We start from the raw sequence: 19,966 nt of genomic DNA, 5'->3' as shown, positions 1-19,966 counted from the left end.
ATTGCAAGAGTACCTGACGCGAAGGACAAGGAATGGTGCGTAAAGCTTTCGCTGTGATCTGTCTGGCAGCACTCGCGGCAGTCGGGATGAGCAGCAGCGCGACGGCCCAGGATGCCCCGCCCACCAGCGAGATAACGACTTTCGCGCTCGATCGTTGCGATCATACGGTGGACGATCCCAAGATCGGGGTCTCCGAGTGGATGTGCGAGGGCTATGGGGACCACAAGGTCTGGGTGGCTCAGGCCGATCAGCGGATGTTGATCAGTTTCGGCGATGACGCCAGGGATCGCTGTGCAGGTCGCGAAACCTTCATCTCACCCAACACGATCGAAGGAGACATCGAGTGGCGTCTGAGGGGTGGAGATCCCTTCGCCACGATCACGCGGTGGTCGACAGGGGAAAATGGTGACGACGGCACTTTTTTAGTCGTGACGTCGATCAGTGCGAAGGACGTCTGCCACGTCGCCTACATCGACGCTGATCTGCCGTCCGCGCAGGCACTGAGCCGTGTTGTCGCGGACGGGCAGGCAGAGGGATTCGACTGCAGCGTCGATCATCCCGTCATGATCACCAAGCTGGGAAAAAGTCCGGATCAGTTGGCTGCCGGCTTTCCCTGCTCGGATCCTTAGACGGTCAACTCCGAAGCCTTGCTCCGCTCGGCCCGTTTTCGCTCATGCGGGTCGAGGATGGCCTTCCTCAGTCGGATGGATTTCGGCGTCACTTCCACGAGCTCATCGTCGCCGATGAAGGCCAGCGCCTTTTCCAGGGTCAGATTGATTGGTGGAGTAAGGTTGACGTTCTCGTCCTTGCCCGAGGCTCTCACATTGGTGAGCTTTTTGCCCTTGAGGACGTTCACTTCCAGATCATTCCCGCGGGTGTGCTCACCGACGATCATTCCCGCATAGACCCGCGTGCCGGGATGAATGAACATCGGCCCGCGATCTTCGAGATTCCACAGCGCGAAGGCGACCGCATCGCCCTCGCCATTGGACAGAAGCACGCCGGTGCGCCGCGCCGGGATTTCTCCGGCATGAGGCATATAGGCGTGAAACACGCGGTTCATGATGCCCGTGCCGCGCGTATCCGACAAAAGCTCGCCGTGATACCCGATGAGCCCGCGCGTCGGGGCTCGGAAGATCATGCGCTGCCGCCCTCCACCGGAAGGCCGCATGTCCGTCAGCTCGGCGCGCCGCTCCGAGAGCTTCTGCACGACGGTGCCGGAATATTCCTCGTCGACGTCGATCGTGACTTCTTCGACCGGCTCGAGCAACTCGCCCGATGCCTCGTCTCGTTTCATGACGACCCGCGGACGTCCGACGGTCACCTCGAAACCTTCGCGCCGCATGGTCTCGATCAGAATGGCGAGTTGCAATTCACCGCGTCCGGCAACGTCGAAACTGTCGACTTCGGAGCTCGGTGTGACCTTCAGCGCCACATTGCCCTCGGCCTCCCGCATCAGCCGCTCGCGGATGACCCGGCTCTGAACCTTGTCCCCCTCCTGGCCGGCCAGCGGTCCGTCATTGATCCGAAATTCCATGGACAAAGTCGGGGGATCGACCGGTTGGGCGTTGATCGGCGCAGTGACCTCCGGCGAGACGATCGTATCGGCAACGGTGGCAATCTTCAGTCCGGCCAAGGCGACGATGTCTCCGGCTTCGGCCTGCTCGATCGGCAGCCGCTCAAGGCCGCGAAATGCCAGAACCTTGGAGATCCGAGCATCCTCGATGACGCGGCCGTCGGGGCTCAACGCCTTGACCGCCATGTTCGGCTTGACGATCCCCGAGGTAATCCGGCCGGTCAGAATCCGACCGAGATAAGGGTCCGCCTCGATGGTTGTCGAGAGCAGTCGGAACGGACCGTCTTCGACATGCGGAGCGGGAACGTGCTTCAGCACGAGGTCGAACAGAGGTCCCATGTCGGTCTGCGGTCCGGCGGGGTCTTCGGCCATCCATCCGAGCTTGGACGAACCATAGAGCACCGGGAAGTCGAGTTGCTCTTCATTGGCATCGAGCGCGACGAACAGATCGAAGATCTCGTTCAGGACTTCGACGTGCCGCTCGTCCGGACGATCGATCTTGTTGATCACCACGATGGGCTTCAAGCCGAGCTTGAGGGCCTTGCCGACGACGAACTTCGTCTGCGGCATGGGACCTTCCGACGCATCCACCAAGAGAACGGCGCCATCGACCATGTTGAGGATCCGCTCGACCTCTCCGCCGAAATCCGCGTGGCCAGGCGTATCGACGATGTTGATGCGTATGTCGCCCCATGGGACCGACGTCACCTTGGCGAGGATCGTGATCCCGCGCTCTCGCTCGAGATCGTTGGAATCCATGGCCCGCTCTGCAACCCTTTGATTCGAGCGGAAGGCGCCCGATTGGGAGAGCAGGCGATCGACCAGCGTCGTCTTGCCATGATCGACATGGGCGATGATGGCGATGTTGCGTAGATCCATGGCTTTGCCTAAACGAAATGCCGCGGAAACCGGACCCGGCCCGCGGCTACTGTGATGCGGCGCAATATAGTCACTGCGCGTCAAAGCGCAACCTGCACCTGGCATGCTCGTCCCAGAAGGACCACGTTAATCCAGTTTGTACGACCGGATTCAAGGTGATTGACGTCTCCAAGGCGCCGTCCCATATAGTATGGTATCCTTATTATAAGTCAGTTTTTTCGTCTATGGCATCTCCGACAGACAACGTGGGCTTCCTCACCTTCGAGGTGGCTAGGCTTCTTCGCCGCCGCATAGAGCAGACTCTCGATAGGGCCGGGCTGGGTTTGACGTCCGGTGAAGCCCGGACTCTTGCTTATGCTGCAAGGTTCGAAGGGTCCAACCAGAGCGCGATCGCGGACCTGATGGGCATCGAGCCCATGACCCTGGTTGGATTTCTGGATAAGCTCGAAGCCCGTGGGCTTGTGGAGAGAGTTCCGGATCCTGCGGATCGTCGGGCGAAACTGGTCCGGGTGACTGCCCAGGCAGCTCCCATAGTGCAGTTCGTCTCCGACATCGCTACCGAGATCCGTAACCATGCGACCCAGGGCATGAGTCCCGATGAAGTCGAACGGCTTCGTCTGGATCTTCACATCATGCGGACCAATCTGTTGGCTGAAAATCTGGCGGAGACGGACGCGTGAAGCAGCTGATGTCGCCGACGCGGACTGCGACGATCGGTGCAGTTCTGGTCGCCATGGGCTCCGTCAGCATGGCGCTCTACACCCCGGCCATGCCTGCTCTGGTGAAGTTTTTCGCAACCGATCCGGCCACGATCAAGCTGACCCTGACCGCCTACTTTTTTGGGTTCGCCTTCGCCCAGCTGATCAGCGGCCCCATGTCCGACGCGCTGGGACGCCGGCCGACCGCTCTCGGCTTCTTCGTTTTTTACATGCTGGGCAGCTTGATTTGCGTGGTCGCACCCTCCGTGACCTGGCTCCTTGTGGGCCGGATTCTCCAGGGAATCGGCGCAGCCGCCGGGGTTGCGCTGTCCCGGGCCATTGTTCGCGACCAATTCACAGGACAGGCCTCGGCCAAGATCATGAACACGATCGGCCTGATGTTGGCGCTTGGCCCTGCTCTGTCGCCGACCATCGGCGGTGTCATGCTCTTGGCTTTCGGTTGGCACTCGATCTTCGTCTTGATGCTGATTTACGGGATCGGTCTGATCCTGCTGGTGATATTTGGATTGCCCGAGACCCTCGCAGAACGCGACCCGGCGCATTTGCGGCCGCTGCGCATACTCCGCAATTATCTGACGCTCCTATCCGACAGGCGCTTCTTAGCCCCGAGCCTGATCGTTGGATTGACCTTGGGCGGTTTGTATACTCTGGCGGGAATCCTGCCCTTCGTGCTGGTCGACAAGGTGGGCCTGACCGAGATTGAGTTCGGATTGGGCATGCTGATGCAGTCGGCCTCCTTCCTCACGGGAGCGGGCTTGACCGGCCAAATCCTGAAGCACCGCGAAGCGCGAACCATGGTGCCGGTCGGTCTTGGCTTTGTTTTGCTGGGAGCAATAGCCATGGCCATCGTCCTCCGCCTGGTGGAGCCGACATTCCTGACCGTGATGATCCCTGTCGGGATCTGGGCGTTCGGCATCGCATTCCTGTTGCCGTCGACGACGACCGATGCTCTTGCCCACTTTCCGACCATGGCCGGTGCGGCCTCCGCGATGATGGGCTTCTTGCAGATCGGCGGAGGCTTCGCTGGAACGGCCATTGCGTCACTGTTCAATGATCCGCTCGAGGCATTGGCCACCATCATGCCCATCATGGGCTTCGGAGCGCTTGCCATCTACCTGACCATTGGAGGCTCAGGCCGGAGTCGACGCCCGGTGACGGTCGCCACAGCCGCGGAATAGTCACATCGCCACGATCCCGATCGCCAGGAGCCAGCCGATGGCGGCGGCGAAGCTCACGGCGGTCATCAGGATCCCGGAACGGGCGAAATCAGCGAAGCTCAGGGTCACGCCATGTGAGCGGGCACGCTCCGCGACGATGATATTGGCGATGGATCCCGTGAGAAGCAGGTTCCCCGCGAGCGTCGAGAGCAGTGAAAGAGCAATGAGGGGGCCGCTTCCCAAATCTGGAATGAGTGTCGTGATCAGGACGACCGCGGGCACGTTCCCGATGGTGTTCGACAAGACCAGGCTGATCGGCGCCATGACGGACAGCCGTTCCGGCAACAGATTTAACTCTGCCATCTTTTCGATCAAGCCCGTTGCGAGACCTGTGTTTGAAAAGGCTGCCGTTACGCCGAAGAGGCAGATGAACAACAGCAGCAATTGCCAGTCCACCGCTGCGAGGACGTCTCGGGAAGACCGCTTCCGGGACAGGAGGATGATCGCGGCAATGCCGAGGGCGCTCACCTCGCGCGGCATGTCGGTGGCGAACAGGCCGACCAGGAGCGCCAGGCTCGCGAGCCCCTTCGCGACCTCCCATCGATCGGCGGGAACGGAGGCGACCTCTTCAGGAGCCAGCGTGGAGCTTCGCGAGAAGACGCTGGGCCAGGTGACCAGGACCGCGACCAGCACGATGACGAGGCTGACCAGGGCGAGGGGTGCGCAATAGAGCGCGAACCACCAGAAGTCGAGATCGCCAACCTCTCCGATCAAGATGTTCTGGGGATTGCCGATGAGTGTCGCGGCCGAACCTGCATTGGCGGCCCCAGCCAGCCCGATGAGGAAAGGCCGGGGGTCCATTTCGCGTGCCCTCAATCCCATGCACAGGAGCGGGGTCAGGGCGAACACCACGACATCGTTGGTCAAGACGGCAGACAGGCCTCCGGCCACGCCGATGACGGCGGCCAGGAGGAGCACGGGATTGTCTGCGGACCTCGTCACCGCCCGCCCGCACAGCGCGTAGAATCCCGACATCTGCAATTGGGCCGAAAGGACCATCAACGCAAACAGCAGGATGATCGTCGGCAAGTCTATGGCAGAGGCGGCCTGCGGAAGGGAAAGCCCCCCGGCGACGATGAGAACCGCGAGTCCGAGAAGGGCGATCCCGGTGCGGTCGACCCGCAGGCCTGGAATGCGCCCCACGGCCATCCCGAGATAGACGAGGCAGAAGATGGCGACGACGAGGCTGGTCACGAAGGGCTGGCCTCGTTCGCCGTGTTGTTACTGGCCGAGACGCTTCCGTCGGGCCGCCAGGGTGCGCAGTCGCAGGGCGTTCAATTTGATGAAGCCTTGGGCATCCTTCTGGTCGTAAGCCCCCGCGTCATCCTCGAAGGTGACCAGCGACTCCGAATAGAGCGACGCATCGCTCTGACGCCCGGTGACGATGACGTTGCCCTTGTAGAGCTTCAAACGGACCGTGCCCTCGACATGCTCCTGGCTCTTGTCGACGGCGGCCTGCAGCATCTCGCGCTCCGGCGAGAACCAGAAGCCGTAATAGACGAGCTCCGCATAACGCGGCATGAGATCGTCTTTCAAATGAGCGGCGCCACGGTCCAGGGTGATCGACTCCATGGCGCGATGCGCGGTCATCAGGATCGTGCCGCCGGGCGTCTCGTAGATGCCCCGGGACTTCATGCCTACGAAGCGGTTCTCCACCAGGTCCAGGCGGCCGATCCCATTGGCCTTGCCGAGTTCGTTGAGCTTGGTCAGCAATTCCGCAGGCGACAGCCGCTTGCCGTCGATGGAGACGGCATCGCCGCGCTCGAAGCCAATTTCCACGGACACCGGCACGTCCGGCGCTTCCTCCGGGGAGAGCGTGCGCTGAAACACATACTCCGGCGGTTCCCGCCAAGGATCCTCGAGCACTTTGCCCTCGGACGACGAATGCAGAAGATTGGCGTCCACGGAGAACGGCGCTTCTCCTCGCTTGTCTTTCGGCACCGGGATCTGATGTTTTTCCGCGAAGTCGATGAGGTCTGTGCGGCTCTTCATCTCCCACTCGCGCCACGGAGCGATGACCCGGATTCCCGGCTCCAGCGCATAATAGGTCAGCTCGAAGCGAACTTGGTCGTTCCCCTTGCCCGTGGCGCCGTGGCAAACGGCATCGGCCCCGGTCTGCCGCGCAATTTCGATCTGCCGCTTGGCGATCAATGGTCGCGCGATCGAGGTGCCCAGCAGGTAAACCCCCTCATAGAGGGCATTGGCGCGGAACATCGGGAACACGAAGTCGCGGACGAACTCCTCTCGCAGATCCTCGACGAAGATCTCCTTGCAGCCCATCATCTCTGCCTTTTTGCGAGCGGGGCCGAGCTCCTCGCCCTGCCCGAGATCGGCCGTGAACGGCACGACTTCGCAGTTGTAATGGGTCTGCAGCCATTTGAGGATAATCGAGGTGTCGAGCCCGCCGGAATAGGCGAGCACCACCTTCTTGACGTCTGACATGAATGTCCTCGTGTCCTGAGGTATGGGTTATTGTGGGCTTATAGTGAAGCGGATGGCGCTGAGCAACAGATGCGCGGCGATCGAGATTGAGGGTTCGGATGCGTTCGATCGATTTCTGGTATGACTTTGGCTCGACCTATTCCTATCCTGCGGCCATGCGCATCGAGGCGATGGCTGATGAGGCGGGCGTCACAGTGCAATGGCGCCCCTTCTTGCTGGGTGTGATCTTTCGTGATCAGGGACTGACGACGTCCCCTTTCGTGATCAACAAGGTCAAGGGCCGCTATATGTGGCGCGACATGCAGCGCATCTGCTCCGAACACGGTCTTCCCTTTCAGGCCCCGGATCCGTTTCCTCAGAACAGTATGCTCGCCGCGAGGATCGCGCTGACCGACGGAGTTTCGCCCCAGCGTGCGGCCTTCACGCGCCACGTCTACGACGCCGCGTTCGGGGAAGGCGCCAGGATCTCCGAGGAATCGGTCATGGCCACGCTGTTGGCTGAGCTTGGTTTCGAGCCGCAGTCGATGTTGTCGGAGGCGAAGTCGGAAACGGTGAAGCAGAGGCTGAGGGACGAAACGGCAGAAGCACAGCGCATCGGCCTGTTTGGTGCCCCCTCCTTCGTCTTGCCCGATGGGGAGGTCTTTTGGGGACATGATCGCCTCGAGCGCGCATTGGCTTGGGCAAAAGGGCGAGGACTCGCGCACTCTGGGACCGCTTGACAGGACCGGCCCGTGGACGATGACGCCCTGCTCTCAAGCCGTTGGAGCTGCAGCGTCTTCTGCGATACGCCGGTCCTTGGCCCGCATCCGTTCGGATGCCGATTTCAGCTGCCCGCAGGCGGCCATGATGTCCCTCCCCCTGGGGGTACGGATCGGGCTGGCGTAGCCGGCCCGGTTCACGATCTCCGCAAAAGCTTCGATACGCTCCCAGTCGGAACATTCGTACGGGCTGCCCGGCCAAGGATTGAAGGGGATCAGGTTGATCTTCGCTGGAATGCCCTCCAGCAGCTTCACCAGCCGCTTCGCATCGGCATTGCTGTCGTTCATGTCCCGGAGCATCACATACTCGAACGTGATGCGCCGCGCATTCGAAAGCCCGGGATAGGTTCTGCAGGCCGCCATCAACTCGGCGATGGGGTACTTCTTGTTCAAGGGCACGAGCTTGTCGCGGATCTCGTCGGTCGTTCCATGCAGCGAAATTGCCAGCATCACACCGATTTCCTCTCCGGCCCGAGGGATCATCGGGACGACACCGGCCGTGGACAAGGTGATGCGCCGGCGGGACAGCGACAGACCCTCATTATCGGAAACGATCTCCATCGCCGCTTTCACGTTGTCGAAATTGTAAAGCGGCTCGCCCATGCCCATCAGGACGATGTTGGTGATGTATCGGCCACCGAGGGGAGGGTTCGGATTGCTGGCGAGCTGGTCGGGCCACTCGCCGAGCCTGTCGCGAGCGATCAGCAGTTGCCCTATGATTTCGCCCGCGCTCAGGTTCCGCACGAGGGTCTGGGTGCCGGTATGGCAGAAGGTGCAACTGAGCGTACAGCCGACTTGGCTCGAGATGCACAACGTGCCTCGATCCTCCTCCGGGATATAGACCGCTTCCACCTCGTGCCGTTGGCCGAGCGGACCGGAAGGCGGCAGTCGCAGCAGCCACTTCCGCGTCCCGTCCGATGAGATCTGTTCCTCGACGATGGTCAGCCGATCGAGCGTGAACCGTCTCTCGAGCTCCTCGCGCAGGGGCTTTCCGACATCCGTCATATCGACGAATGAGGTGACGCCGCGATTATAGAGCCAGCGGAAGATCTGGCTGACGCGCATCTTGCGTTGCCGCTCGGGAATGCCGATCTCGACCAGCACTTCCGCCAGTTCCTCGCGAGTAAGCCCGATCAGCGAGCGAGGGATCGCCGGCTGTGAAGCGGTGAGGGGGCGCTCGCGGCGCGAGGAGATGTCGAGTGTCATGGTCATGGCGCATCTTTGGCCGCGCTTCATGCCGGATCGGCGCGCATGCTCCCGCAACAGGTCGCGCGGGAACCCTTCATTGTCAAGGACTAGGGGCGATGAAGCCTATTTGCAGGCGTCGTCGATGGCCTTTGACGCAGCCGTCACACCAGCAAGCGAGTAATTGTCGGTCGTCTCGGTGCCACGCCAGGATTGCCCGACGACGGTCAGGCGCTGCCCGGCCTTCATCGCGTTGAGAACCTGGGAATCCTTGGTGCTGGAGTCAAACCATCCGCCGTCACCATTGGTGAACATCTCATATTTGGTGTTGTCGATGGTGACGACCGCCGGCTCGCCCTTCTTGAAGGGATAGCCGATGATGGTGCTGACCTCGTTCTTGACCTTCTCGGCAGTCCGATGGGTAACGAGGAGAAAGATGGGGTCGCGCTTTACGGCCTTGGGTTCCGAAGAAGACGGCTTCGCCACCATGTAGCAAACCTTGCCCTTTCCGGAATTATACATGTAAGCCGCCCAGTCGTTGAAATCTCCAAGCAGTTTGGGCTCGGCTTGTGTCTGTGCCTCGGCATCATGGGAGCCGGCAGGAATCATCAGAAGCGCGGCGAGAGAGAGAACGATGAACGTCCCACGGGCAGTCATCGGCAAATGGCTCCTTTCGTCGGGATATGAGGTGAGGCGATGGGTAACCGCATGACCATGTGAAAATCAACCCGGCTCTGACGGAGCGGACAGCTCGTCATAGATACCGGACTTTATCATCTTTCATCAAGCAGCAGACATCCCAGCGCAAAAATTGCCGTTCCACGGCAACAGCTTATTATTTTCGATCAGTGGTAGCACAAGCGGCGCAACAGAACAGTTAGCATTTATTTGATTCGGAAAGCCTTCTTGCACAGGCGTTTCGCGACCTTTAACGAAGCAGCATCGAGAGCGATGGGAGACTGAGGATGCGCGCAGTGCTTTGCAAGGGCTTTGGTCCGCCCGACACACTGGTAGTGGAGACTGTCCCACCAGCTCAAGCCGGGCCCGACGATGTCGTGATCCGCGTTCGCGCCGCCTCGCTGAATTTCTTCGACACGCTGATCATTGAGAACAAATACCAGTTTAAACCCCCGCTTCCCTTTTCTCCGGCGGGAGAAGTCGCAGGCGACGTCACGGCCGTGGGAGCCAATGTGAAGGACTTCACGCCTGGCGACCGCGTCATGGCCTATATGGGTTGGGGCGGGGCTCGCGAAGAGCTGGCGGTGCACCATGCGAAGGTCATCCGCATTCCCGATAGCGTCGACTACGCAACGGCATCCGGCCTCTCCGTGACATATGGGACGACCCTCCATGCGCTGAAGGATCGGGCGAGGATGAAGCCGGGTGAGACCCTGGCGATCCTGGGAGCGGCCGGTGGCGTCGGCCAGGCCGCGGTCGAGATCGGCAAGCAGATGGGCGCCCGTGTCATTGCCGCGGCCTCCTCCGACGACAAGCTCGACTTCTGTCGTGAACTGGGCGCCGACGAGCTGATCAACTATGAGCGGGAATCACTGAAGGACCGTCTCAAGGAACTGACTGGCGGCAATGGGGTCGACGTTGTCTACGATCCGGTCGGCGGCGATCTGTCGGAACAGGCTCTTCGTGCGACAAGTTGGTACGGCCGCTTCCTGGTCATAGGCTTTGCGTCCGGTCAGATCCCCAAAATCCCGCTCAATCTCGTGTTGCTGAAGAGCTGCGACATCGTCGGCGTCTTCTGGGGGGCTTTCATCGATCGTGATCCCACCGGAAACCGCGAGAACATGGAATTGCTCCTGGAGTGGTGCGCATCCGGCAAAGTGCGCCCGAGAATCGACCGCATCTTCAAGCTCGATCAGGTGGCGGACGCACTCAACGTGCTCGCCCGCCGCGAAGCGAAAGGCAAGGTCGTTTTGGAGATGTAGCCGCGATCAGGCCTCAGCCTTTCCACCCGCACGGATGCGTTCAAGCGACGCCTTTGCTTGTTCGTAATGCGCGGGTTTCATATAGGCGGTGATCATGTTCATGGCGGCAAACATCACCGCGGCATCGTCCGTGAAACCCAGAACGATCAGGAAATCCGGCACCACATCGAACGGCAGGACGAAATAGGCGAGCGCTGCCAAGAGGATAGCTTTCGCCCGGGTAGGAGTTGCCGGATCCAGCGCGCAGTAATAGGCGGCGACGATGGTCTCTGCAAACGGCAGTCGCGTGGCGACACGCCCGAGCTTTCGCCAAAAGCCGCGGCGAACGCGCTTTTCATTCGCCTGCATGACGACTGGCAGCTGAATTTCCGGAGAATCGAGATCCGGTGTCTGAGTTGCCACGCCCGTCCCTTCCGCCATCCGGTCCTCCTGAAGTTGGATCCACGGGCAAGATATGGAATTGCATTGGCGGCGGTGCAAGGTTAGGGGTCGCACAGCATATTTGGCTTTTTGGAGCAGTCATGAAAATCGACAATGCCACAGCCGCGATCGTCACCGGCGGCGCTTCGGGGCTTGGAGAGGCGACGGCGAGGCGTCTTGCTGAAGACGGAGCCCGGGTGGCGCTCTTTGATTTGAACAGTGAGCGCGGAGAGCAGGTGGCCCGAGACATCGGAGGCATTTTCTGCAAGGTCGACGTGACCGACGAAGAGAGCATTGACCAGGGTCTGGCCAGGGCCCGCGAGGCTCATGGGCAGGAACGCATCCTCGTGAACTGCGCCGGCATCGTGATTGGACAGAAGTCGGTTCGCCGCAAACGAGAGACCGGCGAGGTGATCGCTCACAGTCTGAAGGATTTCCGGAAAGTCGTGGAAATCAATTTGATCGGGACCTTTGCCATGCTGTCCAGATCGGCAGCCGGCATGTTGTCGCTGGCACCGGTCACGGAAGATGGCGGACGTGGCGTTATCGTCAATACGGCGTCCGTGGCGGCCACCGATGGCCAGATGGGGCAGGCGGCCTATGCGTCGTCCAAGGCCGGGGTGATGGGTCTCACCCTGCCGGTGGCCCGCGATCTCGCAGCCGATGGCATTCGCGTGATGGCCATCCTCCCCGGCCTGTTTCACACACCCATGTTCGATGGCTTGCCGGATGACGCTCGGAAGTCGCTGGCGGCAGGCGTGCCGTTTCCCACCCGTTTGGGCCGGGCCGACGAATATGCCTCCCTCGTCAGGCACATCGTCGACAATGACATGCTGAACGGGGAATCGATCCGACTCGACGGCGCCGTCCGCCTGGCGCCGCGTTGACGTACTCGGCCTGGAGACCTGCGTCTATTTCTGCATGAAGTAGATGGTGGCCATGATGATGACGATCGCAACGAATTGCAGGATCACGCGCCAACGCATCAATTTTTGCGACGTATTCGGGTCTCCCCCGCGCATCATGTTCCACAGGCCCAGCAGCAGCACGACGAACACTGCGGCGATGGCCACCGGGACGAGATACTCGAGCACATTCATTGTAGTTGCCTTTGAATCATCAGGGAACGCAGGTCAATTGGCTCCGTCGAGCAATCGACGAGCGATGACCTGCGCCTGAATTTCGGCCGCGCCCTCGAAGATATTGAGGATGCGCGCGTCGCATAACACCCGGCTGATGGGATATTCCAGCGCAAATCCGTTTCCGCCATGGATCTGAAGAGCGTTGTCGGCCGCAGTCCACGCGACGCGCGCCGCCAGCAGCTTGGCCATCCCGGCTTCGACGTCGCAGCGTCGGCCTGCATCCTTCTCGCGGGCAGCATAATAGGTCAGCTGCCGTGCCGCCATGATCTCCACGGCCATCATCACCAGCTTGTCCGCCACCCGGGGAAACGAGACGATCGGCTGCCCGAATTGCATGCGCTCGGTGGCATATCGCAAGCCGAGATCCAGCGCGCTTTGGGCAACGCCGATCGCACGAGCTGCCGTCTGGATCCGGGCGCTCTCGAAGGTTTGCATGAGCTGCTTGAACCCCTGCCCTTCGATCCCTCCGAGCAGGTTGGCTGTCGGCACGGTAAAGCCGTCGAAGCCGATTTCGAACTCCTTCATGCCGCGATAACCGAGCACTTCGATTTCGCCCCCGGTCATGCCCGCTGCAGGAAAAGGATCGTCGTCCGTGCCCCGGGGCTTCTCCGCGAGCAGCATCGACAGACCCTTGTAGCCGGTTTCCTCCGGATTGGTGCGCACCAGCAGCGTCATCAAATCGGCGCGAACCGGGTGGGTGATCCACGTCTTGTTGCCGTGGACCTTGTAGACATCGCCGTCCACAGACGCTCTCGTCCGCAGCGACGCGAGGTCCGAGCCTGTATTCGGTTCGGTGAAAACGGCCGTCGGGATGATCTCGCCCGATGCCAGCTTCGGCAGAAAGCGCTGTTTCTGCTCTTCAGTGCCGGCGTGCAGGATGAGCTCTGCCGCAATCTCCGTCCGCGTGCCCAGCGATCCTACGCCGATATAACCCCGCGACAACTCTTCGGAGACGACGCACATGGACTCCTTCCCGAGGCCCAGTCCGCCGAACGCCTCGGGAAGAGTGAGGGAGAACACCCCGAGTTCGCTCAGCTCGCTCAGGATCTCGAGAGGAATGTAGGCATTGTCCAGATGCCACTGATGGGCATGAGGGGCGACCTTGTCTTCGACGAACCGGCGCATCTCGCTGCGCATCTGCTCCATGGTCTCGTCGAGACCGGTGGCGCCGAAGGTCGTAGTACCCTGTTGCGCCAGGATGAGCTCCATGATCCTCGCGCGTGCAGCAGCGCTGTTGCCGCCCCGTCGCAAGGTCAGTGCCGCACCCTGCCGCAAGGGCGCGAGGTCGTCATCATCGAGGCCGAGGTCATGGGGGCGGACGAACTCCCCCTGATTCATGGGAATGCCGCCGACGAGCTGATTGAGATACTCACCGGCGACGACCTGGACGATGAGCATTTCCAGTTCGCCGAGGATCTCGTCTTCGGCTAACCGGCCTGCATACTCCGCGAGCTGCCGGAGAACTTCGACATAGGTTGCCAGCCAGGCAAGGCCGTGCGCAGCCGATTGATGCTGCTCGACCAACGCATTGGAGATGCGACCATTGTCCGAGACCTGCTCGCGCACGCGACTTTTGGCCTTTGCGTAAATCTGTTCGGCAGCTAAGGCCGCCTCGGCAGCGAGGACCGGGATTTCGGCAAGAATGGCTCGGCTGCCAGCCACGTCGTCAGCAAGGCTCATCGTTCGATCCTACGACTGCATCATCTGAAGACGGTTACATGAGCAATTCTCATGCTGCAATGCGCAACAGATCAGAGCCGTTCGAACACGTAGTAAAGACCATCTGGCTCGGCTGTCTCAAAGAGCGGGGCTTCGTGCAGGTGCCGCACTCTCAGACGCCCGTCCGCCTCCATTGCCTTGATCTTATCCTTGAAGCCCAGCTCCTCGAAGATGTGCCGGTGGATAGTGCAGGCGAAAATCGCACCCTTCCTCAACACTCGGAAGATTTCGTCGAAAGCGACCGCGCCGACATGGCCATGGGTGAAGGTGCCGGAGGAGACTGCCCCGGCATAGGAGGCATCGGGTAAAGAGATCGGCTTTGTCAGGTCTCCCTGGTAAATCTGGCGGTAAATGCCTTTGGAGAGAGCGACCGCAATCATCTCGGGGGAAATGTCGATCCCGTCGATCGTCCTGAATCCATGGGCGCTGGTCGCCTGGCCCGTGAGCCCTGTCCCGCAGCCTATGTCGAGCACGGGCGCGTCCCGATCGCTGATCCACTCGGCGGCGAGCGCTGCGACGCCTTCGGGGGAGAGGTAGCGGAGATCTCCCTCCAGGTGATCGTCGTAGGTTGCGGCCCAATCCCGGTAGACGGCCAGCGCATCCTCGGAGCTTTTCATGCTGTAGGAGCGCCGCAGAATTTCTTCGGAAGTGGTTGCCGTCTGATGGTCTAGCTTGTTCTCGCTCATGGAGCCGACTATAGCGCGGTTTCATCAGCAGTTAAGTAGCAACTCGATAAAGGGGGCTAGTGTACCAGGCCTTTGACACCGTCGCGCCGGTCTTCGGACTGATCCTGATTGGCTACGTGCTTTCCTTTGCTGGTGTGCTGGGAAAGACGGTGGGCGAGGGCCTCTCGACCTTCGTCTTCGTCCTCGGCATCCCCGTCCTCCTGTTCACGACGCTCACGCGCATGAGCCCTCCCGGTCAATGGCCATGGGATCTCTGGGCCACTTATTTCGGCGCGGTGGCGGTGGCTTGGATCACGGGATGGGCCATCGCCATCTTCATCTTCGGGGAGGATCAGAGAACGGCGGCCGTCGCCGGCGTCGGCAGTGCCTATGCCAATACCATGCTGATGGGCTTGCCCCTGATCTTCGCCGTTCTCGGCAATGCGGGGGCTTTGCCGCTCTTCCTGATCCTGGCCGTGCACCTGCCGATCATGACGCTGGCGGCGACGATCCAGATAGAATGGGCAAGCCATAAGGGTGCCAGCAGCAAACTGCTATTGGACATCTGCAAAGGCTTTGCCCGGAACCCGATCATGCTCGGACTGTCCGGTGGTCTCATCTGGAACGCGATCGGACTGAGCATCCCCTCCGCCCCGGCCAAGATGCTCGAGATGATCGCTCAGGCCAGCGTGCCGTGCGCGCTGATCGCCATGGGGACCGCCCTGCGGCACTACGGCCTCCGCGGTGCGGGCGGTCTTGCCGTCTCCATCACCTTCGTGAAGCTCGTGGTGCATCCCGTAGCGGTTTGGCTGCTGGCCACCCAGGTCTTCCACCTGCCGCCTGCCTGGACCACGGTCGCAGTGATGTTCGCTGCCGCGCCGGCCGGCATCAACACCTTCATCCTCGCCACGCGCTACAACATTGCCGTGGGTATGCTGTCCAGTGCCATAGCTCTGGGGACGTTGCTCTCTGTCTTTTCCTTTGCCGCCGCCGTGTGGGTCACCACAGGCTGAGCCATCAGAGCAGAGCCGGATCGATGGTGAACAGCTCCCGCGCACGCCGGACGCCACGCAGGGCGAACCTCCCGACGGACACGAGGTTCTGGCGCTCCGCCTCGGGTGTCGAGGCGACGAAATCGGAGGACATGATGACGTGGCGGTCCACCGATCGGCACATTGAAGCGATCCGGCTCACTTCATTCACCGCCGGCCCCACAACAGTGAAGTCGAGCCGGTCCGCGCTGCCGATATTGCCATAGAACACCTCCCCGATATGAAGTCCCAGATAGATCGAGGTCGTCGGCCGGCCTTCGACCTCTCGCGCTGCATTTAATGTCAGGAGCCGTTGTCTGAGCTGCGCCTCCGCCGCAAGCGCCGCACGGCAGGCGTCGGCGGGATCGTCGGCTTTGAAAATGGCCAGAGTTCCATCGCCGATCAGCTTCAGGACATCGCCGCCCGCATTTCGCACGGCCGAGATCACGGCATCCGCATAATCATTCAGGAACGGGATGATTTCATCCGGCGCCGCCGTGTCGGTGATGGTGGTGTAGCCGCGGAGGTCGGAGAACCAGAGCACGGCGCTGATCTTGTCGGTGACCCCTCTGGAGATCCGCCCGCTCAGGACCCGTTGGCCCGCATCGTCGCCGAGATAGACCCCCACCAGGGTCGAAGCGATGCGCGCCAGCGTCCCGCATTTGATGGCCAGGGCGAGCGAGGGGACCAGTCGTCGCAGCGCAGCGACATTGGCCTCGCTGAAGCCTTCGCCGCTTCGCGATGTCCAGTGGGAATAGCAGCAGTCCATCTCGCCGATGGTTCCCGCCCCCGAGAACCTGTGCAGGAACGCGAGGAAATCGGTTTCGCCTTCGCCTTTGATTTTCTCGAGGAACTTGAAGTCTGTGCGATCTCCATTGCCGATGTTGCGCCGGAGTTCGATCCCGCCATTGGTGAGAAGATGGTAGAAAACGGTGCTTTGCCACTCTGCTTCCGCGGCCCCCGAGGTCGTCGGGCCATAATCGACGACGGTATCTTCTGCGACCCCATCTCCGCGCCAGCGGAAAGCCCGGCCCTCATAGATCGGATGCAGCGTATCGATCACGGCCAGGCCGCGATTGATGTCGATGCCGACCTCTCTGCAGCGATCGCAGAACCCGGCGAGAATGTCTTGTTCCTTCGTGCCGGAGAGCCCCTGTTCGACCACCCAGGCCGCTACACGGTCGATATCGATACTGTTCATTCGGACATCCGCACTTGCTTCTCGCATGAGATAACACATTCTTCATTTGCTTCGCTCGACCGGCCTCAGGCGTAACGAGCGAAAGTCTTCAATGACAATGACTGCTTGAGGCATCCCAAGGGGGAAAAGGTGGAGTCGGCTCACGCGGGAAAAGCCAAGAAAGACCCTCGTAAGCGCGTTAAGCTGACCGGCGCCCGCGAAACCCTTCTGATTACACTCTATGCCAAAGCTCTGGAGAGCCGCTCGAACCACTCGGTCCTGAAGGATCACTACGCCGACGAAGCGGTTCGCAGGCTCGACTATGACTTTGCCAAGCTGGCCATGGGCGCCAGTAACAATCTCGGCTTGGCACTGCGTGCAAAGTGGTTCGATGATCGAACCGCCGACTTTATTGCAAGAAATCCCAAGCCGATCATCCTCAACCTCGGCTGCGGACTGGATACGCGCGTGCTGCGGGTATCGCCGCCCCCTTCCGTGCGCTGGTTTGACGTTGACTTCCCGGATGTCATCGAGTTGCGGCGCTCGGTAATTCCGGAACGGAGGGGCTGCAGCATGATCGCCTCTTCAGTCACGGATCCGGGTTGGCTCGAGCATGTCCCCAACAATGCTCCGGCCATGATCGTGGCCGAGGGCTTGCTCCCCTATATCAAGCAGCGGGACGTTCTGTCCCTCCTGCGGCGACTGATCCGTCATTTCCCGTCCGGCGAACTTGCCTTCGATGCCTATAATGCCCTGGGTCTGCGGCTGATCGCAATGACGCCGGCCGTGAGGGCCACGGGTGCGGAGCTCTACTGGACCCTCGAGGGTCCCGAAGATCTCGAGCATGACGTTCCCGGACTGCGCTTTCTCGAGGAGACCAATGGCTACGACCCTGCGCTGACCGTGAACCAGCCGTGGCTCTATCGGATGGTCATGAGCGCCTGGTCGCAGGTGCCGATGCTGCGCCGGCTCGGGAGAATGGTGCGCTACGAGTTTTAGTCCTCTCGCGGGTCGTCCGGAGCATTGCAACCAACAGGGTAGATCCGCTATCTTCGGCCTTGGGAGCGGATAGTGTTTGGAGCGTGGCGTTTCTGTCGGCCCGGTGCGGGATCGGTTCTTCTTGCCCGTGGCAGTAATCGACCTCATCGATTCTGGATGGAGCGGCGGCGGTGCTCACAATCTCTGGTCTTGCTAAGGGATTCTGGTGGCTGGCGATGATCGGCAGCTGGTATTTCTTCTGCCACGATGCGGCAGCCCGAGACTTGTCTCCGGTGATGTTCAAGCTGTTGGGCTGACCCCATTCAGCATCTGGCCTCGATAATAGAGCAGCGGTTCCCGGCTGTCGGAGTCGATATGGATGCGGGCTACGCGCCCGATGACGATCGCATGATCACCGCCATGATGGGCCTCGTGCAGGGAGCACTCCAGCGCCGCGTGGAAGGACGACATCAGCGGGCGACCATGGTCAGTCAGATTCCACTCGCAAATCTTGCTCCGGTCCCCGCCCTTGCGCGCGAAACTCAGGGCGACCTCGGCTTGGTCGCTGTGCAGGATGTGCACCGTGAACAGCCGGGTTGCGAGGATCGCTTCGTAGCAGCGCACGCTTCGATCGATGCAGGCAAGGATCAGCGGCGGCTCCAGCGATACCGCGGAAAACGCATTGGCGGTGAGACCGCAGAGATTCCCATCGGGATCAATGGCGGTGATGACGGTCACGCCGGTCGCGAAATGCCCCAAAGCATGTCGCATTTCCTGCTTGGTCGGTTCCGGATGATCTGCCGGAACGGCTGTGTCATCCATGATGGAGAGCCCAGCGGTGTTGGCGATCATTCTGCCGCCTGTGCAAAGCGCTGGGAGTGCCACTGGCGGACTCGGGGGAGAACCTCCTGCGCCAGAAGCTTCATGCCCCTCATCTCGTCCGCATGCGACAGGCCGGGCCATGAGCATTTGAACGTGATCTGCTCCATGCGGGTCTCTTCATAGAGATGCTGGATCCGACCGACCACATCGTCAGGGGACCCGAAGAACAACGCCCGGTCGCGCACGAAATCATAGGTGAGCTCCTTCCGCAGGGCGGCTTCGGCGTCGGCATCGAGAGTCTCGCCGGGATCGAGGTAAATCGAGGGGCCACGCCAATTTGCAAAGTTCAAGCTGCCGATCAAGGGCGCCTCCGCCAGGCGTCGCGCCTCCTTCTCGCTTTCGGCGACATAGGTGTCGCGCACAATGGCGGTCTTGGCCCCGAAAGGCAGGTCCACTCCGTGATACTCGCGATAGGCGTCTTTGTAGATCCCCAGCCTCTGCTTGAGAGTGGCGACGGAGGGCCGCCACATGATCATGCCCATGTTCTGCTTTGCAGCATACCGCATCGAGCGGGGGGACTCGCTGACCACCTGCCAGAGCGGCGGTGTAGGCTTCTGCTTGCATCCCGGGATGAGTGTGAGCTTCGCCAGTTCGCCAGTTGTGGGATCGGTGAAGGCTGGATCGTCGACGCTGTGGGCGCGATCCGCTTTGAAGCCCGGTGCTGGAAACTGATAGATTTCTCCCTTGTACGAAAAAATCTTGTTGGCGAGTGCTGTGATGACGACGTCCACGCCCTCTTCGAACACCTTGAAATTCTGCTCTTGATTGTTCGGATCGGCGATGGGGTTTAGGTTTGTTGTCTCCAGCCCGTAGTTTCCGCGCCCAAAGCCGATTTCGAGCCGCCCGCCGGACAATTGGTCAAGCATGGCAAGATCTTCCGCCAGCCGGATCGGATGCCACAGGGTAATGATGGCCGCACTCAGTCCGATCCGGATCCTCTTGGTTCTAGCGGCGACGTCGGCCGCGACCATGAGTGGGTTTGGCATCATCTCTCGGCCCCACAGGCTGAAATGATGCTCAGGAAGCCAGAAAGTATCGAAACCGTTCTCGTCGGCGAACTCGGCGACTTCGCGCAAATCGTCCAACAGCAAGTCGTATGGCTTGGACCGGGTGGTGTCGTGGATGTTCTGCGAAATGCCGAACTTCATAATGCTCTCCCTGGGCAGGCCATGACTTAATTTGGTATACCATAAGACAAAATTTAAAAGCTGACAAGTCGGCTGCCAGGGATCC

Annotated in this window: 21 protein-coding genes; 9 read left to right on the top strand and 12 right to left on the bottom strand. The window is 61.0% G+C overall.

Annotation, left to right across the window (positions count from 1 at the left end; genetic code table 11):
* Positions 1 to 32 precede the first annotated feature (32 nt).
* The gene (locus FKM97_RS21565) at positions 33 to 629 is read left to right on the top strand and encodes a hypothetical protein (protein ID WP_144294510.1); all 597 of its coding nucleotides are present in this window, start codon (positions 33 to 35) and stop codon (positions 627 to 629) included.
* Here the strand turns inward: FKM97_RS21565 and typA are convergent.
* On the bottom strand, positions 626 to 2,455 hold the full coding sequence (gene typA, locus FKM97_RS21560) for a translational GTPase TypA (RefSeq protein WP_144294509.1): 1,830 nt from the start codon (positions 2,453 to 2,455) through the stop codon (positions 626 to 628). The two genes, FKM97_RS21565 and typA, sit on opposite strands and share 4 nt — an antisense overlap.
* Before the next feature lie 224 nt (positions 2,456 to 2,679).
* On the opposite strand from typA, the gene FKM97_RS21555 reads away from it, so the two are divergent.
* Both FKM97_RS21555 and FKM97_RS21550 read left to right on the top strand, forming a co-directional pair.
* Positions 2,680 to 3,135: a MarR family winged helix-turn-helix transcriptional regulator gene (locus FKM97_RS21555; protein ID WP_144294508.1), complete on the top strand. Its 456-nt coding sequence runs from the start codon at positions 2,680 to 2,682 to the stop codon at positions 3,133 to 3,135.
* Positions 3,136 to 3,143: 8 nt separating this feature from the next.
* Positions 3,144 to 4,352 carry a multidrug effflux MFS transporter gene (locus FKM97_RS21550; protein WP_144294594.1) on the top strand — a complete coding sequence of 403 codons (1,209 nt, stop codon included), beginning with the start codon at positions 3,144 to 3,146 and terminating at the stop codon, positions 4,350 to 4,352.
* Here FKM97_RS21550 and FKM97_RS21545 read toward each other — a convergent pair whose 3' ends face one another.
* Both FKM97_RS21545 and FKM97_RS21540 read right to left on the bottom strand, forming a co-directional pair.
* Entirely contained in the window at positions 4,353 to 5,585 is a 1,233-nt protein-coding gene (locus tag FKM97_RS21545) for an SLC13 family permease (RefSeq protein ID WP_144294507.1), read from the bottom strand.
* A 27-nt stretch (positions 5,586 to 5,612) separates the two neighbouring features.
* Complete coding sequence (locus FKM97_RS21540; RefSeq protein ID WP_144294506.1) at positions 5,613 to 6,833, bottom strand: argininosuccinate synthase; 1,221 nt, start codon at positions 6,831 to 6,833, stop codon at positions 5,613 to 5,615.
* A 98-nt stretch (positions 6,834 to 6,931) separates the two neighbouring features.
* On the opposite strand from FKM97_RS21540, the gene FKM97_RS21535 reads away from it, so the two are divergent.
* Positions 6,932 to 7,552: a 2-hydroxychromene-2-carboxylate isomerase gene (locus FKM97_RS21535; RefSeq protein ID WP_144294505.1), complete on the top strand. Its 621-nt coding sequence runs from the start codon at positions 6,932 to 6,934 to the stop codon at positions 7,550 to 7,552.
* Positions 7,553 to 7,585: 33 nt separating this feature from the next.
* Here the strand turns inward: FKM97_RS21535 and rlmN are convergent, their stop codons facing one another.
* Both rlmN and FKM97_RS21525 read right to left on the bottom strand, forming a co-directional pair.
* Positions 7,586 to 8,803, bottom strand: coding sequence for a dual-specificity RNA methyltransferase RlmN (gene rlmN, locus FKM97_RS21530; protein ID WP_144294504.1), 1,218 nt, complete (start codon positions 8,801 to 8,803; stop codon positions 7,586 to 7,588).
* A 99-nt stretch (positions 8,804 to 8,902) separates the two neighbouring features.
* Positions 8,903 to 9,433: an invasion associated locus B family protein gene (locus tag FKM97_RS21525; protein ID WP_144294503.1), complete on the bottom strand. Its 531-nt coding sequence runs from the start codon at positions 9,431 to 9,433 to the stop codon at positions 8,903 to 8,905.
* 308 nt (positions 9,434 to 9,741) lie between these two features.
* Here FKM97_RS21525 and FKM97_RS21520 point away from each other — a divergent pair, with 308 nt between their 5' ends.
* A complete protein-coding gene (locus FKM97_RS21520; RefSeq protein WP_144294502.1) occupies positions 9,742 to 10,716 on the top strand; it encodes an NADPH:quinone oxidoreductase family protein in 975 nt (324 codons plus the stop codon).
* 6 nt (positions 10,717 to 10,722) lie between these two features.
* Here FKM97_RS21520 and FKM97_RS21515 read toward each other — a convergent pair whose 3' ends face one another.
* Entirely contained in the window at positions 10,723 to 11,136 is a 414-nt protein-coding gene (locus FKM97_RS21515) for a DUF1232 domain-containing protein (protein WP_170241055.1), read from the bottom strand.
* A 101-nt stretch (positions 11,137 to 11,237) separates the two neighbouring features.
* Here FKM97_RS21515 and FKM97_RS21510 point away from each other — a divergent pair, with 101 nt between their 5' ends.
* A complete protein-coding gene (locus FKM97_RS21510) occupies positions 11,238 to 12,023 on the top strand; it encodes an SDR family NAD(P)-dependent oxidoreductase (RefSeq protein ID WP_144294501.1) in 786 nt (261 codons plus the stop codon).
* A gap of 24 nt (positions 12,024 to 12,047) precedes the next feature.
* On the opposite strand, the gene FKM97_RS21505 is transcribed toward FKM97_RS21510, so the two are convergent.
* The 3 genes from FKM97_RS21505 to FKM97_RS21495 form a co-directional block, all read right to left on the bottom strand.
* A complete protein-coding gene (locus tag FKM97_RS21505; protein WP_144294500.1) occupies positions 12,048 to 12,236 on the bottom strand; it encodes a twin transmembrane helix small protein in 189 nt (62 codons plus the stop codon).
* A gap of 33 nt (positions 12,237 to 12,269) precedes the next feature.
* On the bottom strand, positions 12,270 to 13,958 hold the full coding sequence (locus FKM97_RS21500) for an acyl-CoA dehydrogenase family protein (RefSeq protein ID WP_144294499.1): 1,689 nt from the start codon (positions 13,956 to 13,958) through the stop codon (positions 12,270 to 12,272).
* Positions 13,959 to 14,029: 71 nt separating this feature from the next.
* Entirely contained in the window at positions 14,030 to 14,683 is a 654-nt protein-coding gene (locus FKM97_RS21495; protein WP_144294498.1) for a class I SAM-dependent DNA methyltransferase, read from the bottom strand.
* 59 nt (positions 14,684 to 14,742) lie between these two features.
* Here FKM97_RS21495 and FKM97_RS21490 point away from each other — a divergent pair, with 59 nt between their 5' ends.
* Positions 14,743 to 15,675 (top strand): AEC family transporter, encoded by a 933-nt coding sequence (locus FKM97_RS21490; RefSeq protein WP_144294497.1) that lies wholly within the window; start codon positions 14,743 to 14,745, stop codon positions 15,673 to 15,675.
* Between the two features lie 4 nt (positions 15,676 to 15,679).
* Here the strand turns inward: FKM97_RS21490 and FKM97_RS21485 are convergent, their stop codons facing one another.
* The gene (locus FKM97_RS21485; RefSeq protein ID WP_144294496.1) at positions 15,680 to 16,894 is read right to left on the bottom strand and encodes an adenylate/guanylate cyclase domain-containing protein; all 1,215 of its coding nucleotides are present in this window, start codon (positions 16,892 to 16,894) and stop codon (positions 15,680 to 15,682) included.
* A gap of 129 nt (positions 16,895 to 17,023) precedes the next feature.
* Between FKM97_RS21485 and FKM97_RS21480 the strand changes: the two genes are divergently transcribed.
* Both FKM97_RS21480 and FKM97_RS26990 read left to right on the top strand, forming a co-directional pair.
* Entirely contained in the window at positions 17,024 to 17,872 is an 849-nt protein-coding gene (locus tag FKM97_RS21480; protein WP_144294495.1) for a class I SAM-dependent methyltransferase, read from the top strand.
* Positions 17,873 to 18,042: 170 nt separating this feature from the next.
* Positions 18,043 to 18,168 (top strand): hypothetical protein, encoded by a 126-nt coding sequence (locus tag FKM97_RS26990; protein WP_281290133.1) that lies wholly within the window; start codon positions 18,043 to 18,045, stop codon positions 18,166 to 18,168.
* On the opposite strand, the gene FKM97_RS21475 is transcribed toward FKM97_RS26990, so the two are convergent.
* Positions 18,152 to 18,703, bottom strand: coding sequence for a flavin reductase family protein (locus FKM97_RS21475; protein ID WP_170241054.1), 552 nt, complete (start codon positions 18,701 to 18,703; stop codon positions 18,152 to 18,154). The two genes, FKM97_RS26990 and FKM97_RS21475, sit on opposite strands and share 17 nt — an antisense overlap.
* Positions 18,700 to 19,881 (bottom strand): LLM class flavin-dependent oxidoreductase, encoded by a 1,182-nt coding sequence (locus FKM97_RS21470; RefSeq protein WP_144294493.1) that lies wholly within the window; start codon positions 19,879 to 19,881, stop codon positions 18,700 to 18,702. Before FKM97_RS21470 ends, FKM97_RS21475 begins: the two co-directional genes overlap by 4 nt.
* Between the last annotated feature and the right edge of the window lie 85 nt (positions 19,882 to 19,966).

Source organism: Rhodoligotrophos appendicifer (assembly GCF_007474605.1).
Classification (GTDB): Bacteria; Pseudomonadota; Alphaproteobacteria; order Rhizobiales; family Im1; genus Rhodoligotrophos; species Rhodoligotrophos appendicifer.
The sequence above is the reverse complement of the archived record's forward strand: the minus strand, read 5'-3'. Positions and strand labels throughout refer to the sequence as shown.

Coding starts and splice junctions, on each gene's coding strand:
- FKM97_RS21565 (WP_144294510.1), top strand. CDS start 33: ATGGTGCGTAAAGCTTTCGCTGTGATCTGTCTGGCAGCACTCGCGGCA.
- typA (WP_144294509.1), bottom strand. CDS start 2,455: ATGGATCTACGCAACATCGCCATCATCGCCCATGTCGATCATGGCAAG.
- FKM97_RS21555 (WP_144294508.1), top strand. CDS start 2,680: ATGGCATCTCCGACAGACAACGTGGGCTTCCTCACCTTCGAGGTGGCT.
- FKM97_RS21550 (WP_144294594.1), top strand. CDS start 3,144: ATGTCGCCGACGCGGACTGCGACGATCGGTGCAGTTCTGGTCGCCATG.
- FKM97_RS21540 (WP_144294506.1), bottom strand. CDS start 6,833: ATGTCAGACGTCAAGAAGGTGGTGCTCGCCTATTCCGGCGGGCTCGAC.
- FKM97_RS21535 (WP_144294505.1), top strand. CDS start 6,932: ATGCGTTCGATCGATTTCTGGTATGACTTTGGCTCGACCTATTCCTAT.
- rlmN (WP_144294504.1), bottom strand. CDS start 8,803: ATGACCATGACACTCGACATCTCCTCGCGCCGCGAGCGCCCCCTCACC.
- FKM97_RS21525 (WP_144294503.1), bottom strand. CDS start 9,433: ATGACTGCCCGTGGGACGTTCATCGTTCTCTCTCTCGCCGCGCTTCTG.
- FKM97_RS21520 (WP_144294502.1), top strand. CDS start 9,742: ATGCGCGCAGTGCTTTGCAAGGGCTTTGGTCCGCCCGACACACTGGTA.
- FKM97_RS21515 (WP_170241055.1), bottom strand. CDS start 11,136: ATGGCGGAAGGGACGGGCGTGGCAACTCAGACACCGGATCTCGATTCT.
- FKM97_RS21510 (WP_144294501.1), top strand. CDS start 11,238: ATGAAAATCGACAATGCCACAGCCGCGATCGTCACCGGCGGCGCTTCG.
- FKM97_RS21505 (WP_144294500.1), bottom strand. CDS start 12,236: ATGAATGTGCTCGAGTATCTCGTCCCGGTGGCCATCGCCGCAGTGTTC.
- FKM97_RS21500 (WP_144294499.1), bottom strand. CDS start 13,958: ATGAGCCTTGCTGACGACGTGGCTGGCAGCCGAGCCATTCTTGCCGAA.
- FKM97_RS21495 (WP_144294498.1), bottom strand. CDS start 14,683: ATGAGCGAGAACAAGCTAGACCATCAGACGGCAACCACTTCCGAAGAA.
- FKM97_RS21485 (WP_144294496.1), bottom strand. CDS start 16,894: ATGAACAGTATCGATATCGACCGTGTAGCGGCCTGGGTGGTCGAACAG.
- FKM97_RS21475 (WP_170241054.1), bottom strand. CDS start 18,703: ATGATCGCCAACACCGCTGGGCTCTCCATCATGGATGACACAGCCGTT.
- FKM97_RS21470 (WP_144294493.1), bottom strand. CDS start 19,881: ATGAAGTTCGGCATTTCGCAGAACATCCACGACACCACCCGGTCCAAG.